This is a genomic window from Agathobaculum sp. Marseille-P7918 (assembly GCF_964248325.1).
In the GTDB taxonomy this organism is placed as follows: domain Bacteria; phylum Bacillota; class Clostridia; order Oscillospirales; family Butyricicoccaceae; genus Agathobaculum.
The window spans coordinates 311,146-330,802 of record NZ_CAXTXI010000001.1; the positions used below are offsets into that span (position 1 = coordinate 311,146).

The 19,657-nt window shown below is 40.7% G+C and carries 16 protein-coding genes; all 16 read left to right on the plus strand.

All coding sequences use genetic code 11. The annotated features are described in order from the left end of the window. Positions 1-388: 388 nt before the first annotated feature. The gene (locus ACESSO_RS01480; protein ID WP_373163276.1) at positions 389-820 is read left to right on the plus strand and encodes a sigma-70 family RNA polymerase sigma factor; all 432 of its coding nucleotides are present in this window, start codon (positions 389-391) and stop codon (positions 818-820) included. 5 nt (positions 821-825) lie between these two features. After that, a complete protein-coding gene (locus tag ACESSO_RS01485) occupies positions 826-1,059 on the plus strand; it encodes a helix-turn-helix domain-containing protein (RefSeq protein WP_373163277.1) in 234 nt (77 codons plus the stop codon). Positions 1,060-1,160: 101 nt separating this feature from the next. Continuing rightward, positions 1,161-1,340 carry a hypothetical protein gene (locus ACESSO_RS01490; RefSeq protein WP_373163278.1) on the plus strand — a complete coding sequence of 60 codons (180 nt, stop codon included), beginning with the start codon at positions 1,161-1,163 and terminating at the stop codon, positions 1,338-1,340. 96 nt (positions 1,341-1,436) lie between these two features. Then, positions 1,437-3,146 carry a DUF4368 domain-containing protein gene (locus ACESSO_RS01495; protein WP_373163279.1) on the plus strand — a complete coding sequence of 570 codons (1,710 nt, stop codon included), beginning with the start codon at positions 1,437-1,439 and terminating at the stop codon, positions 3,144-3,146. 597 nt (positions 3,147-3,743) lie between these two features. Beyond that, positions 3,744-5,861, plus strand: a complete 2,118-nt coding sequence (locus ACESSO_RS01500) for an AAA family ATPase (RefSeq protein ID WP_373163280.1) — start codon at positions 3,744-3,746, stop codon at positions 5,859-5,861. A 75-nt stretch (positions 5,862-5,936) separates the two neighbouring features. Further along, complete coding sequence (locus ACESSO_RS01505; protein ID WP_373163281.1) at positions 5,937-6,293, plus strand: hypothetical protein; 357 nt, start codon at positions 5,937-5,939, stop codon at positions 6,291-6,293. Positions 6,294-6,532: 239 nt separating this feature from the next. Beyond that, positions 6,533-7,300 (plus strand): hypothetical protein, encoded by a 768-nt coding sequence (locus ACESSO_RS01510; protein ID WP_373163282.1) that lies wholly within the window; start codon positions 6,533-6,535, stop codon positions 7,298-7,300. 4 nt (positions 7,301-7,304) lie between these two features. Then, complete coding sequence (locus ACESSO_RS01515) at positions 7,305-8,381, plus strand: DNA adenine methylase (RefSeq protein ID WP_373163283.1); 1,077 nt, start codon at positions 7,305-7,307, stop codon at positions 8,379-8,381. Positions 8,382-8,555: 174 nt separating this feature from the next. Then, positions 8,556-9,053 carry a hypothetical protein gene (locus ACESSO_RS01520; RefSeq protein WP_373163284.1) on the plus strand — a complete coding sequence of 166 codons (498 nt, stop codon included), beginning with the start codon at positions 8,556-8,558 and terminating at the stop codon, positions 9,051-9,053. A gap of 126 nt (positions 9,054-9,179) precedes the next feature. Then, entirely contained in the window at positions 9,180-9,797 is a 618-nt protein-coding gene (locus ACESSO_RS01525; protein ID WP_373163285.1) for a SprT-like domain-containing protein, read from the plus strand. Positions 9,798-10,023: 226 nt separating this feature from the next. Further along, positions 10,024-10,620, plus strand: coding sequence for a recombinase family protein (locus ACESSO_RS01530; RefSeq protein ID WP_373163286.1), 597 nt, complete (start codon positions 10,024-10,026; stop codon positions 10,618-10,620). A gap of 1,488 nt (positions 10,621-12,108) precedes the next feature. Further along, positions 12,109-13,350: an S-layer homology domain-containing protein gene (locus ACESSO_RS01535; RefSeq protein ID WP_373163287.1), complete on the plus strand. Its 1,242-nt coding sequence runs from the start codon at positions 12,109-12,111 to the stop codon at positions 13,348-13,350. A gap of 162 nt (positions 13,351-13,512) precedes the next feature. Next, entirely contained in the window at positions 13,513-16,293 is a 2,781-nt protein-coding gene (locus tag ACESSO_RS01540; RefSeq protein ID WP_373163288.1) for a hypothetical protein, read from the plus strand. A 761-nt stretch (positions 16,294-17,054) separates the two neighbouring features. Next, the gene (locus tag ACESSO_RS01545; protein WP_373163289.1) at positions 17,055-17,246 is read left to right on the plus strand and encodes a hypothetical protein; all 192 of its coding nucleotides are present in this window, start codon (positions 17,055-17,057) and stop codon (positions 17,244-17,246) included. Position 17,247: 1 nt separating this feature from the next. Continuing rightward, positions 17,248-17,484: a hypothetical protein gene (locus tag ACESSO_RS01550; protein WP_373163290.1), complete on the plus strand. Its 237-nt coding sequence runs from the start codon at positions 17,248-17,250 to the stop codon at positions 17,482-17,484. 465 nt (positions 17,485-17,949) lie between these two features. Then, on the plus strand, positions 17,950-19,542 hold the full coding sequence (locus ACESSO_RS01555; protein ID WP_373163291.1) for a tyrosine-type recombinase/integrase: 1,593 nt from the start codon (positions 17,950-17,952) through the stop codon (positions 19,540-19,542). Positions 19,543-19,657: the final 115 nt, after the last annotated feature.

A 19,657-nucleotide genomic window follows, 5' to 3' on the forward strand; every position in this document is an offset into this window, starting at 1 on the left:
TGTTTGAAAAAATGAGAATGCAGGGGGTGTATTAAAGTCGCCCTTTTTTAAGGATACGGCGGTATCGAGGAGGTATCGCTGTGTCCTTTTTCATTTTTCACCCACCTAATAGCTCAAAAAAAGCCCGTTCCATTCGACGGACAGGTTCGGCCATGAGTATGAACTATACCATGTAAACAAACTTCATATTGCTTGCTATTGCGCCCGGTGGGTCTGTGACCTGCCGGGCGCTTTTTGTCGTTTCCTGCGGTCGGAATGGCTGGCTGTTGCTTTTCTCAAATTTTCTTCCAAAAGGAGGCGTTTGGCGGGCAAAACACGCTCCCGCCGGATTGGTAGTAGCGGAAAGGGAGAGAACCACCTGATCCCCCATGGAAAGGGGGTGAAACTGATGGAATCTAACCCCCGCGACTATGGCGAGCAATGCCGGTTCGATGCTTTTTGCAAGAAGGTGTTGCGAAACGAGGCCAGAGCCTACCTGCGAAACATGAAACGCCAAAGAGAGCGTGAAGCCTTCTTTAGCGACTTGTCCCAGGCGGAGCTGGACAAGCTCTACGTCGTGGATCGTTACCCCAGCGACAGCATTGTATTCTCGTCGCACGGCTACGATCTACATATCGACAACGAGCTTGTGGCCGAGGCTTTCTCCGCTTTGCCGCAGATGGAGCAGAGTATTTTGATTTTGCACTGCACCCTGGACCTGGCAGACGGTGAGATCGGCAATCTCGTTGGGATGTCCCGGAGCGCCGTTCAGCGGCACCGGACGAAGGCGCTGCAGGAGCTGCGCGAAGCATTGTCGGTGCTGATGCCGAAAGGAGGCTGAGGAAGATGACAGAGCCCATCCACAAGGGAAAGGACCTGCCGCCCGTTTGGGTGATTCACGCGGCCTCCGGCGGTGACAGCGAGGCTATGGAGCAAGTGCTGCGGTACTACGACGACTATATGGGCCGCCTGTGTACCCGTACTCTCTATGACAAGGACGGAACTCCTCGTGTGTGTGTGGATACCCACATGAAGCGTTGTCTGGAAACCCAACTGATTCGGGCTGTCGTTCGGAAATAACTGCACCAGGCCAGGCATCGGCGGGCGGTGTTCCCTTTCTGCGCCCGCCGTCAGCCTGGGCTGGATTCATTTTTCTATGTGAGAGGAAAGGAAGGCGATCCATGAAAGAGAAACCTGCACCCCCAGATATTCCAAAGCAACATCAAGTACAACTTGAAAAAATGACCTATCGCTTCGGTAATAGGTCGTTTGTCGTAGAGTCTGTTTTCAAAGAGAAAAGCCCGGATACCTTGGGCAACATTCTTCTTCGATTGATGAAGGCCGAACGTGAGAAACTGTAACCTCTACATACCCGGCTGACACGGGCAGAGGGCGGCGGTATAATTGTATTGGGAATACAAGATATGCACTGTTCGGCTGTCCGGAAAGGAGGACTTATGAGACAGTCGAATCCCAAAAAATCCCGTGACATGACCGCTTTCCTCTATGAGCGGCTTTCCCGTGACGATAATCTGGAGGGTGAGAGTTACAGCATCGGCAACCAGAAAAAGCTGCTGACCAAAGTGGCGAAAGAGAAAGGCTACACCAATCTGGTCCATTTCCTGGACGATGGCATTTCCGGCGTCACGATGGACCGCCCTGGTTTTGTGGAGATGATCCAGCAGCTTGAACAGGGGCGGGCCGCCGCAGTATTTGTCAAAGACCTTTCCCGCTTAGGCCGTAACTACATCGAGGTCGGCAGACTGACCGAGGAATTTTTCCCGGAGCATGACATTCGCCTGGTGGCGGTATCTGACAACATAGACACCGCCGAGGGCGAGAATGAGTTGGCGCCGATCCGCAACCTGTTCAATGAGTGGTACGCCCGCGACATCAGCAAGAAACGGCGCATCAGCAACAAGATCAAGGGGAATGCGGGCGAGCCGATGGGCCAGCCTCCCTACGGTTACATCAAAGACCCCGACAATCCGAAACGATGGATCGTAGATGACGAAGCCGCCCAGGTGGTTCGGCGGATTTACAGCATGACCCTGGAGGGCTACGGGACGGAGCAGATCGCCACGCAGCTTGAACGGGATGAAATCCTTACCCCGCGTGCCTATTGGCTAAAGAAGGGCATTAAGCGCCCCGGAAAGGGTAAGCAGCAGCCCGCTACCAAGTGGAACAGTTCCACCGTGACCAAAATCCTGTCTTTGCAGGAGTATTGCGGTGACATTCTTAACTTCAAGACCTACTCCAAATCCTACAAGAACAAAAAGAGGTTGGAGAATGACCGTGAGAATTGGGTCATCTTTAAGGATGTCCACGAGCCGATCATCGAACGGTCTGTTTTTGAGCAGGTGCAGCAGAAACGGGGCAAAATCCGCAAACGCCGCACCAACGAAGGAGAGCACAACATGTTCTCTGGTCTGCTGGTCTGTGCTGACTGCGGCAGCAATCTTCACTTTCATTTCAATCAAGGAAACCCGGAGATCAAGTATTTCAACTGCTCCAACTATAAGGGCAACCGTGGGAATTGTACTTCCACCCACTATATCCGAGTGGATTTTCTGGAACAGGTGGTGCTTGGTGAGATACGGCGTCTGACAAAGTTTTCCAGCCTCTATGAGGACGAATTTCTGAAAGCGGTGATCGGGCACTCTCAGCAAGCAGCGGAGGCCGACCGCAAGCTGAAGGAGAAGGAATTGAAAGCCCTGCTTGCCCGTGATGAGGAACTGGATGGGCTGTTTGAGCGTATTTATGAGGACAATGTTTCCGGCAAACTCTCCGATGACCGTTTTGCGAAAATGTCCAAACGGTATGAGGATGAGCAGAAGGAACTGGCGGAGAAAATCAAAAAGCTCCGCTCCGAAATCGAGAAGCAGAGCAGCCAGGCCATGACCACGGATATGTTCATCTCTTTGGTGCGAAAGTACACCCGCGCACGGAAACTCACGCCCCGGATGCTCAACGAATTGGTTGAGAAGATTGAGGTTTACAATGCGGAGAAAATTGATGGCGTGTGGGAGCAGCGGCTTCGCATCCATTATAACTGCGTGGGAGAAATCACAATCCCTAAAATGCTGCCCCTGCCCATTCCTGATGTGACCGTCAATACCCGGAAGGGTGTGTTTGTCAACTACGCCCCAGCAGAGATCGCCGGATGAAAACAACAAAAAAGACGAGTGTTCTTACAGCTTTTCAAATGCTATAAGAACACTCGTCATGGTCCGAGTGACAGGACTTGAACCTGCGGCCTCTTGACCCCCAGATAAGTGGCGGCTATTACTGGTACAGTTTTTTTGTAATCAGAGGGCTTGGTGTCTATTTCGTCTAACTATAATCTCTCCCGGATGCACAACCGTTTTCTCTTGTGGCAAGTGATTAAGCCAATGCACCTTTGCCTCATTTCTCTGCTCATGCAAAAGCAGAAAGCGCAGTTTAGGTATGTGCTGCTTTAATTTAGTTCAGAAACCTATTTTATCGACAACCCGTCGCTATGGATTTCTTGATACATCAAGCTTCTTTTGCTATATTCTCTTTTAGCTATATTAAAAATAATTCTATAACCATGTGCAATCTGTGTGTGTCTTGCGCCCCGTTTATAAAATATTCAAATAATGTGTCATGAGGTGACAACTATTACAACAAGACAAGCGAGTTGAACTGTTTAATTCATTTGTCTTTTCGGAGAAAAACATGCTATAATACAAATAATGTCATTTATTGCTTTTGTATCCACTATATGAAAGGAGCGGCATGACATGAATATTGAAATTAAAAACTGCAACAACATTGACTCCGCGAGAATAGATGTCACCACAGGCCGGTTAAATATAAAATATGCCATTAACGGAACAGGCAAATCAACAGTCGCGCACGCCATTGAACTTGCTACAAATGGAAAAGACCTAAGAGAACTATTACCGTATAAGTACTTAGGTGAAGACCCAATTTCTGAATCACATACTCCATCTGTAGTATTTTCAGAAACAATAGATGGAGTCGCAATTTTCAATGAAGAATATGTTAACCAATATTTGTTCCTTCCCAACGAATTGGTAGAAAATAGCTTTGAAGTTTTTATAAGGACTTCAGACTATGATGAAAGAATGGCAAAGATTCAGCTCCTTATTGCGGACATTCAAAAGACATTTAAAAATAACCCAGAATTAGAGGAACTTATTAGTGATCTTACAACTTTTATTACCGGCTTTGGAAAAGCACAAAAAGGATACTCAAAAACGGGTTCTATTGGCAAGGGAATCGCTAAAGGGAACAAAATATTAAATGTACCGCCTGTTTTAGCGGAATATACTCCTTATATTCAGAGTGAAAAAAACGCAGCATGGCTGACATGGCAAAGCAGAGGTGACGAATTTCTAGATCTTTCTGAACAATGTCCTTATTGCGCTGAAAAGCTATCTCCTCCGCAGAAAGAAATTGTTAAACAGGTCGCAATAGAATACGACTCAAAATATGTTGCAGAACTTCAAAAAATGGTGGGTGTATTCCAAGCATTAAAAGAATATTTTACAGATGATGTTAAAGTAGTTATTGATAGACTTGCAACGAGTAGCACTGAGTTTACCAAGGAAGAAATCAACTATTTAATAGAAATAAAAAGACAAGTAGAAATCCTAAACAATCGCCTTATTGAGATTAAAAATCTGAATTTTGGCGCTCTAAAAGACGTAGATAAAGTGATTGCTGAGTTAAACAGACAGAAAATTGACTTACAATTATTGACGCATATTAACTCGGATTATACTGCAAGAAAAGTTTCTCTAGTCAATGGTGCATTGGATAGCGTAATTGAGCAGGCTGGTAAATTGCAAGGAGAAGTAAACAAGCAAAAAGCACTTATCCAAAGCACGATTGATAGGTATAGCAGTGAAATAAACGGTTTTTTGGAAAGTGCGGGTTATAAATATAATGTGTCGATTGTTGAAGACACTACAGCAAATACTTATCGACTTATTCTTTGTAGCACAGACACACTGGCACCGGTTAACGATGTAAAACTTCATTTAAGCTATGGAGAAAGGAATGCGTTTGCATTAGTGCTTTTTATGTATCATGTGCTGAAGGATAACCCTTCCTTAATTATCTTGGATGATCCAATATCTTCTTTTGATAAAAACAAAAAATATGCAATAATGGAAATGCTTTTTAAAGGGAGCGGTTCACTTCAAGGCAAAACAGTTATTATGCTGACACATGACTTTGACCCAATAGTAGATATGATCCATACATCAAGTATTAGGTGCAGATTTTGCCCAGTACCCGTTGCCGCCTTTCTATGCAATGAAAACGGTACTTTAGCAGAGCAAGAAATATTGCCCTCAGATATTCAATCGTTTTTTGAAATTGCAAATACCAATATAAGAAGCAACATTGATATAATAAACAAACTGATTTATCTGCGTAGATGGTTAGAGGCGTGTGGCGATAAAGGGCTAGCTTGGCAGCTATTATCAAATTTTGTTCATCCAGATAGAGAAACACCTGTTATTCAAGAAACATCAGGGTTTCGTAATATGACGGATGAAGAAATAGAAGCAGCTTCTCGACAAATTTGTGAAGATATTCCGGAATTTGATTATCAGGCGGCTTATGCAAGGGCGCATGATCCTTATCAAATGATAGCACTATACAAGACTCTTACAAGTAGTTATGAAAAAATCCAACTTTACCGGATGATCAATCATGGACAAATATCGGATACTGTTTTCAAAAAATTTGTAGATGAAGCCTTTCACATAGAAAACGACAGCCTTTTCCAACTAAATCCATCCAAGTATTCGACAATACCATATTACATCATTCAACTGTGCGATAATGGCATCCGAATTTTGGAAGAACAATTATGTGAAAATTAGAGTCCGGTTTAAGGGACAACTATCATGGTATTATCTTTATTAGAAAAGGAGTATATCTAGTTAGGAGGTAATACCATGATAGTTCAATTACAATGCCATTGTCATTGGTCATCTGAAAAGCAAAATCGTATTGCAAATTTAATTGCTGAAAGGGCAGAATTAATTCTTGGTAATAGTGTAGCACCATTAGTGAGAGATTTGATTTTCGTGGATAAACTCCAACCATCATTTCAATCGACATTATCCCTTATTCAGCCGAATCTCAAAGATATTTGTTTAGACAAAAGAAGCGATAGTACATACAGACTGGTGTTAAGTTCTGAAACACTGCTTTCTCTGATGACGCCCGGGGCTGGGCAAGCCCGTTTTGATGAACTAATCACTTCTGCCAAAAATGCCATATGTGAATCACAGCTTTATAATCGCACCTAAATTGTATATCAAAAAAAGAATGTCAGTTTAATTCCAGAGTGGTCTTTTTCATTAAGCCACTTTATAACGGGTTTAGTATTTGTATAGGCACTAATATTGCCAACAAATGTTCTTGCAAGCACTGACAGATAAAAATGTGAAAATATCGGCTAACTTTGTATGCAACCCATATTTATATTTACATATCTGGAATTATCTGCTATCATAATAATATATACCTGATCGGATGTGAGACGAGCATGGGGAATTTAATTAAGACTCGATTTAAGGGTATCTTTTTTGATAAAGATGAACAATATTTTTTATATGATCAACAATGGAAGTTGGTAGACGAAAGCCAGCCTGAAGCGTCCGCTAGTACAGAAACCGAAATCCCTAATGAGACGGAAAAGCTCATATCCCACATTTCTTTTAAGTTTTATGTGAAGCGTCAAAAATTCCATGAAACGAATAAAGAACAACAAATTATCACAGTTTATGATGGTTTGTCAGGTGTTTTGATGGGTCAGATCACTGCTACAGTGCCTACCTTGACAGAAGATTTACTTTCGCTTCGTGAATATGGCGTTGTTATAGGGCGAAGCGATTTTATTAGTTTGAAAAACTGCATTGAAAAATATTATAACGAAATTTTAACTGAAATTATTCACGAGGAACAGTCCATCAGCGATGAAGAGTTAAAAAATATCCTGACCATGATAGGTGAGTACATTTCAGAAAGAAAAAGTGATGGCTACGACCTGAAAGCATCAGTTAAAGGTGAGATATGCTATAATATCCCTGTAAAGGAATTTCAGGACTTGATAAGAGATAGCGAATATGCCCATATCAACTTGATGGAGCTTAAAAAGCAGTTAAAGCGGCAAGGCTACACGATTTGCAGCACCGGGCGATATGATCGCACCGTACATAATTCTGCTATGGGAAAAGCTGAAAAGGTCATGTCTTTCAGCCAGAAAGCTATTACCACATTACCAGAATTACCAGAGACAGAAGCAAAAGAGTGATGTCGTGAAAACCTTATCAATGTTTAGCTACTTTGGTGGCAAAGCGAAACTAGCACCATTGATTTGTGACCTAATTGATTACGATGGAACAGATATTTATTTAGAGCCATTTGGTGGTGCGTGTCGGGTTTTGCTGAATAAAGAACGGCATGATTTGGAAATATATAATGATTCCTCCGCTGGTCTCTGTGCGTTTGTTAGATTGATGAGCAATCAAGATACAGCACATGAATTGATTGCCCGGCTCTATGAAACGGAATATAGTCAAGAACAATTCGATTGGGCATTAGATATCCGTAATAAGGTTGATGATCCCTTAGGCGTTCAAATTTCTAGGGAGTTAATGAGGGTTTATAAGAAATTAAAGCGAACGATGGAGCAATGTCCAGACTACCAGTTGAATCCTGAAGAAATTGCAGAAGCTAAAACGGTTCTTGATAATTGGCGTGCATTTACAGAGACTTATGATATCTATCATGCGAATCTAAATGCATACAAACCCCAGTCACAAGACAAAGTAAAAAAGGGAAACCTTAGAGACTATACGATAGCTTATGCCCAAGATGAATTATATGGCATTTCCGAGATTGACCTTGCAGTAGCTACCTATGTCGTATATTCGCAGAGCCGTGACGCAATAGGAAAGAATTGGACTTCATTCAAGTATAAAAGCCAAGAAGCATATTATAAGCAAATTGACCGACTGTATGACGTCGCAAACAGGTTGGAAGGTGTCCAAGTAACCCAAGTAGGAGCACTCGCCTATTGTCTGAAGAATAATTATATAGAATCTCCCCATGTATTTTGCTATGCAGATCCAAGTTATCTCGATCCAAAGATAAAAAAGAAGGATTTGGGTAATCAGGTTTATAAGCATCCTTTTTCCTATGAAGATCACGAATTGTTTTTGGACATGGTACATAATGCAAAATGTAAAATGATTATCAGCAATTATGATAATGAGTTATATAATAAATACCTGCGTGGTTGGAACAAAATTGAAATCCCCACAAAGACCTCTGTTGGCGGTAAAGCAGACAACAGACGAACAGAGGTGTTGTGGTATAACTATTCGCTGTAAAGAAAAGGCCTATTAACATAATGTTAATAGGCCTTTTAGTATAAGAAATGAATGTGCAATTAGATCAAATTAACTTAATAATTCCTTACATAATCACCATAGTTTATCACTCGTCCCAGCGTTACAATATGCAAGCATCAAGAGAAAACCAATAGAAAAAGGAGAAACAAGACCATGTGCAAAGTATTGATTAACGAAGTGATGCTTGGCAAACGGAGCGTTGGGTTTGAATGCTACTCTACCGAGAACAAGGACATGGTAGGTTTGACAGCCAAGCAAATCAAAAATGCCCTCAAAGAAGGAAATGCAGTCCTTGGGTTTCAGCTGGATAGCAGTGGGCAATTAGCAGTAGATAGGGATTTTTGCAATAACTATATGGTCAAGACTGGTATTGGTTCCCTCTCCCCTAAGTTCGAAAGTGATTGCATCGTCAACATCATGTATACTGTGGTGGGGAAAGTCGGTACAGAATATGAAGTGGTGTCCAGTAGGTTTTTTCACGGTATGATGGCTGAAGAAAAGATTAAGACACTGTATGAATTACGCGCAATCAACGGAATTAAAATAGATAACAAAGGGAAAATACAAATGCTGTATCCAGCGGTGAAAAGTAGCAGCACTAAAGAAGCTGCCAGCAAGCCTGAGATCCAAACGGCTAACATAGCAGGATAAAATACTGATATTTATAAAAAGAGCACTCAACATTGCGGTTGAGTGCTCTTTTTCGTATATCCAGCTTGAAATAAGACATTTTGAGATAGATATATGTAGGCAGATATTGAAAGAGAGGATTTTCTAATGATTGCACAAGACAATGCTATACTGGAGAAAGCTTTTGATATTCTAAATAGGGTGTATTTTGAAAGTGCACTGCCAAAAGTTATGATCACAATACAATCACGCCCCAAGGCGTATGGATACATCACGACACAAGAGGTATGGAAAGATGAAGCTGCCAGTTATTATGAGATCAATATTAGTGCAGAGCATTTAGATAGACCAATCGAAAATGTTTTAGCTACTTTACAACATGAAATGGTACATCTTTATTGCATGGTAAATGGTATTGCTGATACATCAAAGGGAGGACGATATCACAATAAACTTTTTAAAGCAGAAGCAGAAAAGCGTGGACTTCTTATTGAGTATGCACCATACATCGGGTACAGCAAAACCACGCCAAGCACAGGGTTTATTGCAGTACTGAAAGATAATGGGCTTATGGAATTGGGTATTGATCATCACCGGGATGATAACCTCTCCCCTTCCCCATCCACAGGTGGTCAAACAGGAAAAAGAAAATCAAGTACACGGAAATATATTTGCCCTTCATGCGGTATGAGCGTAAGGGCAACAAGAGAGGTTAATATCCTGTGTGGTGATTGTATGTGTACAATGGAGGTGAAACAGGCGTAGCAGGCAATGTGAGATAAGTCAAATGGGAATTGTCATTTACAGTCTCATAAGTGTTTCAAAGCAGTATCAATAGGGATTTTTATGTTTATATGAGGCTGCAAATGAAACGCTCAATTGGGTATAGTCTAATGAAGCATAGGGTGTGTCAATGAGGTGATATGGGTGAAAATGGGACTTGAAGCATTCAAGTGACTAGTGATGAACAAGAGAAACGAGGTTTTTTAAGATGAAATTCTTTTATTCCAGAGTAAGTACAGCAGATCAAAATGAAGCAAGACAGATAGAACAAGCAAAGCAAGGTGAATACGATAAAGTTTATCTGGATAAGGCGTCTGGTGCAAATATGGAGCGTGCAGAACTGAGTATAATGCTAAATCAATTACGCGAAGGCGATTCGGTTACTGTGTTGAGTATAGATAGATTGGGAAGAAACACCCGTGATATACTGACGATCGTAGATAGAATTACTGAGCAAAAGGCAAGTTTGGTTTGTCTTAGTCCACATTTTACGAGCGCAGACCACTATGGCGAATTCTTCCTAAGTATGCTTGCATGCTTTGCGCAATTGGAGCGAAAGCAGATATTGGAAAGACAGATGCAAGGTATTCAAATTGCTAAGCAAGCCGGGAAATATAAAGGACGTAAGCCGAAAACAATAAACAATTTTGAAGCTGTTTATAAGCAGTGGTGTGACGATAAGATAACATCAGAGCAGGCGGCAAAGCTTTTAGAGATCAGCAGGTCTACATTTTATAGGAGGGTAAAAGCGTATGAAGAAAGTAAAACAGTAGATTTTGGATGTGAAGCAGTAAACAAAAATTAGGGATACATTGCACGTACAACCTAGGTGAAAAAAATTTTTGAATTTGAAATGTAATGATACATTGATGATTTGATAGCGATACGTCAAGTGATACAGTGGTGAAAAAAATTATGCAGCAAAATGAGGAAAAAGTGAGTTGACTTAGGTACGGAAAGGGTAAATGATTTTAGGGTATCATGAAAAAAACACATAGCATAACAGAATAAAATGTTAGCTTAGGATGTAAGACTTAAAAGGCGAACATTCCATATAGAAACAAAGCATCAATTTGATTAAAAACAAAGAAGTGATGCAAGAGCAAATAGTGTACTAGTTAATCTCGGATAAGATATGGATATCTCACCTACAAAGCAAAAGCATAAACAAAGCATTGGTATGACCCCAATGCTTTTGTTTTTAATTCCCCAGACAGATAGTAAAAAATAATATCAGTATGGTTTCGGTTACAGAACATAGGGGTAAAAATTTGCATACCTGTTTTGCAACCTTCCACAGAAGTAAAGTAACCACTAAGTCCACGGGGTTATATCCAAAATTAAGAGAAATGAAAAACAATCTAGTTTACAAGCTACACATTAGATAAAACCAATGCAGCTTACCTATCTCAGAAAATACAATACGCAAGCAGCATTGTGTTTTACAAAAAGTACATAGAAAAAGTGTGATAATGGACTGATAAAATCCCAACATGCTTATAGCTGACGGTAGGAGCATAATAATTATCTCGCATTACAGACAAAAGCATTGGTATGATGCCAATGCTTTTGTTTTTAATTCCCCAGACAGATAGTAAAAAATATCATCAGTATGGTTTCGGTTACAGAACATAGGGATAAAAATTAGAATACCTGTTATACAACCTTCCACAGAAGTAAAGTAACCACTAAGTCCACGGGGTTATATCCAAAATTGTGGCGAATGAAAAGCAATCTAGTTTACAAGCTACACATTAAATAAAACCAATTCAGCTTATCGAACTCAGAGAATACATTACAGATTATACCCAAGAACCTTGGCAAGTAGCATTAAAATTAGATAGCAGAGACTTGGGATGATGATAGCGAGAGCAGATCATATTTTATATACAGTAAGCAGAAACATATAAGTTAGCACGATACATTATAACAAGCTAACATATTTCGGGATTTTAGATGATAAACATGTTCAATACGCTAGTCATAATCGGGATCGTAGAATAGGACTGATGGGGGTAAAAAACCAGCTGTACAGAATGTTGAAAAATGCATATATGTTAAAACTGGGGGCTTGAAACTGAGAAAGAAAATACAAGGGGAAAAATGTCAAATCATGTCTTGTAATGCCAGCAAATCAGCAATATAATGGAAATACGCTGATGCTCGTGGTGCAGCTGAAAGATTGAAGATGCATCACAAAAAGGAGCAAAATTAAGGGGGGATAATCATCCATATTACATACACATATCTGAAAGAGGTAGTGTAAATTTTAGAAAGAGAGGCATAAGCATTTATGAAAACTCAATTTATTAAGGTGAAGCGCATATTGATACCGATGATTATGGCGGTAGCGATAGTAGCGCAGGGAACGGTATCGGCGATAGCGTTAGATACGGAGGATGTTAGTGATTTAATCACTATGGATGGGAGTATAGTGATGGAGGTTGGGGAGGTAGATGCGATTTCCGCAGCGGCTCCGATAGCCCGCTCCACCACTCCTACTCCTAATCTGGAAGATTTCAGTGATTATGAGAGTGTATTAAAGAATCACTGGGCGGTTCGGGATAATAATATTCCGATTTTGTTATCTCAGGGTGGCATCAATGGTACTCCAGATGGAAATGGCGGGTTAAAGTTTGACCCAGACCGTAGCATCACCACAGCAGAGATACTGTCCCTAATCCTTGAGGCAGCTAATCAGAATCTTGTGGATGATACCAAGGCATGGCCAGACCGCGTAATTGACCCAGCTATTGAGCTTGGCATTATCCCCTCCAGCATGTCCTCAGAAGCCAACACTCCTATTACCAGAGAAAAGATGGCGATGGTGCTTGTCAATTCTGCGAAAGCAATTCGCAATGAGGACACCACAGGTGTTACCTTTGATGCTTCTAAGATAAGCGACCTCAATCAGGCAGACTCCACTTATCGTTCTTATATCCAGACAGCTTATGGAATGGGTTTATTAGAGGGTAAAGGTTCCAAGTATGACCCCAAGAGTTCTACTACTCGTGCTGAGACATGTGTTATTGTAAATCGTTTGTATGGTTTTATGCCACGCGTAGAGGTTAGCGATGATGATACCACCATTGAAATGCCGACTGGACTCTCTCCTCTGCCCGACAATAGCAACGTAGGCATTTCTGGCATCGTCTATCCTAAGGAAGGTGACGTCATCAATGGTGTTAAGGTAGAGCGTGACGAAGAGACTGGTGTTCTTGGTTTAGGTGGTAATGGTAAAGGTGGTATTTATCTTGGCCTTGTTTACCCGACCAATGGTGCTAAAGTAGAGATTGGTGACATCGCTGAAGATTTTTATGATAATATGGGTGGCCAGTACTTGCAAAAAGGAGATTACGTCTTCTGGGAGACTGAGTGGGCTATGATTGATGGTGCAGGCATGCGTAAGCTCGAGAAGGTTTCCAATCCAACCAATGGAATGGTAGCAGACATCCATGGCAACCTTACTACTGGCAGTCCTTCAGATAAAGATGTTTTCTTTGTTTATGATGGTTATTGGCAGACTTGCAAGTAAGGCAAGTAATGGCTTTTAGCCACAAGTTAAACTAGAGAGGTGTGATGTTTAGGCATCACACCTCCTCTTAATATAAGGAGGAAATTTTAAGAATGACAATTACACCACGAGGTCATCCCAACTCAAGTCTAAATGGAATAAGTTTCAACAGGAGGTAGACAGATGCAACGAAGAAGCAGAATATCAAGGGTATTTAGTTTATTTGTGGCTTTCCTATTGTTCGTCTCCACCATCACAACAGCATTTGGTGCTGGTTTTAGCTCAGCCTCTCCCGGACCACAGTTTAGTGGTTCTGGACCATTAGCTGGTAACCAATGGGCAGGTGGAAATGCACAATTTTTACGAGTCACACTGTACTGGGCACCACGAGCCACAGACTCATCCAAGGCATTGGGTGAAGATGGAGCTGATTGGTCAAAAGTAATCAAAGTAGCTACATACGACTGGGCATCAGCGAATCCGGCATACAAAGTAGTCCAGCATTCCAATTTCTCGGATGCACTTTATTACTATAAAGCTGGCAATACAAATAAAATGTCAAAGCAGTATGACTACTATGCCAAAACGTCTACATCGCCATTAGGTCGTGTTTTTGTAAACTATGCGTCATATAAGAATGATGCAGGTCAAACAATGTCATTCCCGTTACCAATTGGTACAAATGCTAGCAGCACGACCAAAGTAAAAACATTCTTCACTCAAAGTGAGGTTATCAATCAGGCGTTATGGTTAGCAAAAGTAGCGAATGGTAGTTATGCTAATCAATCGAGTGGTTTTGGTAAGGTAGGAGAAAATGACTACAAAAACGGTATATACTATACCAAATCTGGTGTAGCACAGCAAGGCACCTATATGTTCACTGTAGAGCCCGGTGTATACACCCCAGTAAATGGAGTTTACACAGCAGCTACAATGCGTGACATTGTCAACTGGAAAGGTAATGACACAATTCTGGGCGACACTTCTGGTGTAGCTCCTTCATTAGCTCGCAACACCGCTACATCAGTTATGCTTGAGCCTAACATGAAGTATCCGGGACTTGGACTTGAATACAAACCGTTAGACCCCGGTATTCAGGGTGACTATTCATGGATGCGCAACAACAGAGACACCATGAGATTGTCTTATGGTATAGGCGTATTCATGCAATGGAGCAAAGTACAGCAACTTCCAGTAATAAATTATTATTATGATTTAACTGAGGAAGATTTTGTACGGGCGGGATTGCTATTAACGCCAGATGAAGAAGATTCTACACTGTATCACATTTATGATGCAGATGGTAATGAGCTTTCAATTTATGAAGCGATAACGAATTATCCGGAGGTAGTGAATCGGAAGGCGAACAATGCTTCAACAGCAGCGGTAACGGGTAACACCTACATTGCATCAAGAGAATCCGAAGCATTTAGTTCATCGGATGATGGAAAGAGTGGTCAAGTTAAGACATACAACCTCATAGCGGGTTATATGACGAACAAGCAAGTTACGGCTGGTTACCTAAACATCACTGATGATGGTGGTGGATTGCAATTTTATGATAACAATGGCAAAGCAAACATCACTGAAGAAGTTAAAGTACAAACGAATGATGCAGAGCTTACGCAAGAGAAGATAAAGCAATGGGATGATTCGGTAAAGTTAGCGACTACGGTTAGTCAAAACAATCAAGTTTCAAAGCTAGGTCTCGCTGGTAGTCAGAAACATATTACTCCAGTAGAAAATGGGTTGCAATTAAATTTTGGGCAGGACAATGGAAGTTTACAAGGCGCATTTATTTATGTAGACCTTAAAGTTCCGGTATGGCCAGACATCACTACTCTAAATGACCCGGGTGAACCCATTGACCCAGACCCAGAGGATAAAACGCCATACGTTCCACCTCAGTACACCAACGTAACGAAGATGTACTATGACAGTCCAGAGGCTACCACACCTTCTAAGACAACATCTGAGAAGATACCTACCACTGCAACGTATGAAATAGAAGATGAAGAAGAATACAAGGTAGTGGATTGGGTAATCGTTGATGATATTACGCCAGATGAGCCGGAGCCATATCCGACTTATGAAGAAGCGAAAGATAATCAATCCGAAGAGGGTAAGACAGGAACTACACCGGGTAGTCTTGGACCCTCTAACTGGACGAATCCAGATAGGGAGTTGTTTATCAAGTATGAAAAAGCACCAGAGGAAGAAGAACCCGAGCCCCTTGATGGTTCACTTCGTCTCACAGAGAAGCGAATTAGTTGGTTAAAGTCTTTAGAGGATATAGGCGGAATACCAACGATTACATTCCAGTGGGCGGCGATTACGGGACATGAAACCCACTATTGTGGTGATGAAGATTGTAGTGGGCATTCATGTAATGAGCACATAGGTAAAGATAGTTTCTTGCGGTTTGTAAGTAGTAACACCACGCCTGTTAAATCAGACATAATGGGTAACAAATCAGGCTTTATGCCTTATGATGAAGATAATGTTTATGAGTTTAACAGAACGGATGATGGTGGTTCTTATGATATGAAGCCAAATTACTGGTATGTAATTTGGAGAGGCAAGGACATTCCAACCATAGCATCTTATAAATATGGTGATACAACTGGTAGTGGTAAAGCTACGAGTGCTCCAATCATCAAGAATTTAATTGGTGAAAACATGGTAGGCATCAAGCCAGCTGGAGCACGTAATGCCAATAACAACAGCTTCTACATGGATAGCTTTACGATTACAGAGGGTAAGTCGAATTATGATGCTAAAACTCTTTCAGCCTTTGTAAACTCGTTTGGTGCTCAAGCGGGTGGTGTAGGTGACCAAGCCTTTGCCAATACCCTTGATGAATACCATGACATCAGTGAGCAATATGAAAAGGCTGAGGAAGATGTGAAGATAGCCGAGGCGGAAAAGAATCAGAGGCTTTCTAGTCCCCTACTCCTCTTGTGATGTGGGGATGAAGTTTATAAGCTTAAAGGAGTTGACACTCAAGTGTGAGTGTTATTTTTTTGCCTGTGATTATGACATTGTGGGCAGTTGGCAGCATTGGCAAGTGCGGAATGCAGGAAGTGTTTAGCGGATAAACAATATGTGTTAGGATAGGACGTATGGTTTACATACCCGTATGGATTTTAAAGATGGACAGTATCAAAATTTTGTGATGCATTGTAGATATACGTTGCTCGTTCAGCATCAAAAGCAAAATGTATCGCAAGCGATTAAGTGTCGGAAAATGTGTAAAAATCAGATAGTTCCCTTGAAAAAATGCAAAACCATTGCCGATCGGGGCGGTTGGACTAGTTGTAAAATTGTCCGACATTCTGCTATACATTGTGCGGAGAGCATTAAAATAAAAATTTGATGGAAAAAAAGATGGATAAAGTACTTTAAAAGCAAATGAGACATAAATATTGGGGTTAGATTCATTGATTAAGATTGCAGCATAATTTGTTTGAATTAGTACTGTTATGAAAAGAATGTTTATTGAGGAATTGGAAGAACACTCCGTCAGGGGTGTTATTTTTTTAGTTGAGTATGGCATTTTTGATTTATCTATTCTGATAGGTTGATGAACAATACGGCAGCAGTATAAATAGTAAGTAAAAAAAGGAATTCTGTCTGAATGAAAGCTGTTACAGTACTGATATTATAAACAACTATGATAAATACATAGATGTAATATATAAATAAATTAAAAAAGGAGAAATGTTATGGTTATTAGTACATCGGATTCAATCAAAATATACGACGAGAATAGCAATCAAGTTTATCGGGAAATTCATCTTTCGATAAATGCGAATGGGGACGCAGTAAGCATAGAAAACATGAAAAATGCTATAGCAAATGCCACTATGGCAATGGGACAATTGGTTAAAGCAACGCAGATCAGGGAGGACAGATGATATGGCAGATTTAGGAGCAAGTGCAAAAGTATCCGGTAAGATACCAAAGCGGGCTTTGCAGTTTATTGGAGTAAAGCGGGTTTCAGGTGGATATTACTTGTATGATAATAAATCAGGCCAGTTGCTTGCAAGCCTGTCTATTATCGAAGGCGCAAATGATATGTTGAACTCTCATTTGCGTGATGTTGTTATCTCAATTTACTATGAGTATGGAAAAGTGTTAGGGATATATAATTAAGCTGTATCCATACTAGTTGTCGTAAAAGCAGGCAATGTGTTTTAGATGTTGATTCAGTTTAATGGCATATTATCATTGATGAAGCAGTGGGATATGACCAGAGCAAAAGAGAATATTGGTAAAAATGACCAAGAAGAAAGGAAAGCTAAATAGAAAATAACCAAAATGAATTACCATGGGATTAAAACTTTGGATAGCTGGTTAAATTCGTGAAACGGATAGGGATTTGAAGTGATTTGGAGGAAAAGAAAAAATAAATCCAGAATAAAAGGAGTTTGGATTTTTATACCATGTTCCATAAGGGATTGGATTTTAGGAGTTGAGTAAAGCATCTTTTTGGTAAAGGACATTTTCAAATCCAATAAGACTAAGGGTAGCCCAATAGACGTTGGTGCTGTCGAGTAATACCATGATTTGAACTTTCTCATATAAGAGGTATCAAAAAAATAGGAGTGGTACCGATATATGGGCAAAATAGAAAAAGCAATGATGAATATTACTAGTGCAGCAGAGCTAATGGGTTTACAAGAAGATGAACTGCGTGATTTGATTGACAATGGAGATATTCAAGCTTTTGGCAGTCAAAAGACTTTGATCAGGAAATCAGATTTATACAAATTCTTAGGTGAAAAACCTGACGAAAACACTATTGAACGAGAAGAAGTATCAGCGTTATCATCCTGCAACAAAGCTCACGAGGGTGATGATATGAAAGAAAGCAAAGCGCAACCTTATTATAATAATAGTCGTAAATGCTACCAGATGTCCCCATATATTGTTTATCCGGATGGAAAAAAAAGAATAACCGTTAGCGGGCATTCGGTGGAAGAAGTTCTTGCAAAGGTAGAAGAAAAAAAGCGAGAGGCTATGCAGCAACGAATGAATACATTATCAACCAACGTACCTCTTCAAGTGGTTTCTACAAATCAACAAATACAACAGCAAATAACTCCATCGTTTAACAATGTGCCGGTTCAATTGGTTGTAATGAATCAGCAACTACATCGGTGCAAGATGAAGCAACTGGCAGATGAATGGTTCGCCATGAAAAAAGATACTGTTAAATACTCTACTCTACAATCTTATTTCTATCCATATCAGGAGATTAGAGATTACATGGGAGATATGTACGCTGACGAGGTTGATGCCCGGACTATACGGAATTACTTTTGGTGGAAACAAGAGCAAAGCGAACATACATATTCTGAATCTACGTATAAGATTCGACGTAAGGTTTTATATAATATGTTTGAATACGCAGAAACATATAAGTACATCAGAGAGGGGGCAAACCCCATGAAGCACAAAATCGATTGCCCTAAGTCTATTCCGGCAGATCGTGATAGTAGATTCCTTTCAAAAGAAGAATTGAAGGAATTGGCAGAAGTTTTGAAGCCCAATCTGATGTACTACACGATCATGCGTTTGCTTTGCGTCACAGGTATGAGGATAGGAGAATTGTGTGCGCTGCAATGGTGTGATATTGTTAAATCCTCTAATACAGAGGATGGACAGCATTACCAGATTAAAGTTCAAAGGGCATTGACCAAGAATAGCGAGTTTATTCCTGATGATGAGGCGCATAGGCGTTATTGTGTTGGTGAAACAAAAACAAGCACGAGCGTTCGCAGTATTGATATCAGGCAAGATGTATATGACATCATAATGACGTGGAAGGAGCATTTAGATGGTAATTTAGAGCTTGTTCAAAAAAGAATACAGAATCAGACGCAAGATTTTGTGTTTGTCAACAAGTTTGGTCAACTTATCAACCCAAATTCCTTGCGATCTACGATGAGTAGATATTTTGAAAAGAGATTGCAAGACATGGGTAAAGGTGAACAAAGCGATTCCTGCAAGCACAAGATTAAATTTCATGATTTTCGGCATACATTCGCATCACTAATGTTGCAAAATGGCATGAGCCTCCTTGAAACCAGTCGGTTACTCGGGCATACTGACACGAGCATCACCGCAGATTATTATGCGACAATTACAGAGCAACAAAAACAAAAGGGTGCAGATTGTATATCTCGTATTGCATCTGAAATCGTGTAATGTGTAAATATATCTTAGGAAGAAAAAACATGAAAAGAACACCTAACCAAATCGATTAGGTGCTCTTTTCAATATACAGACTTTAAATTTTGAATGGAGTTTATTTGGAAGTGCA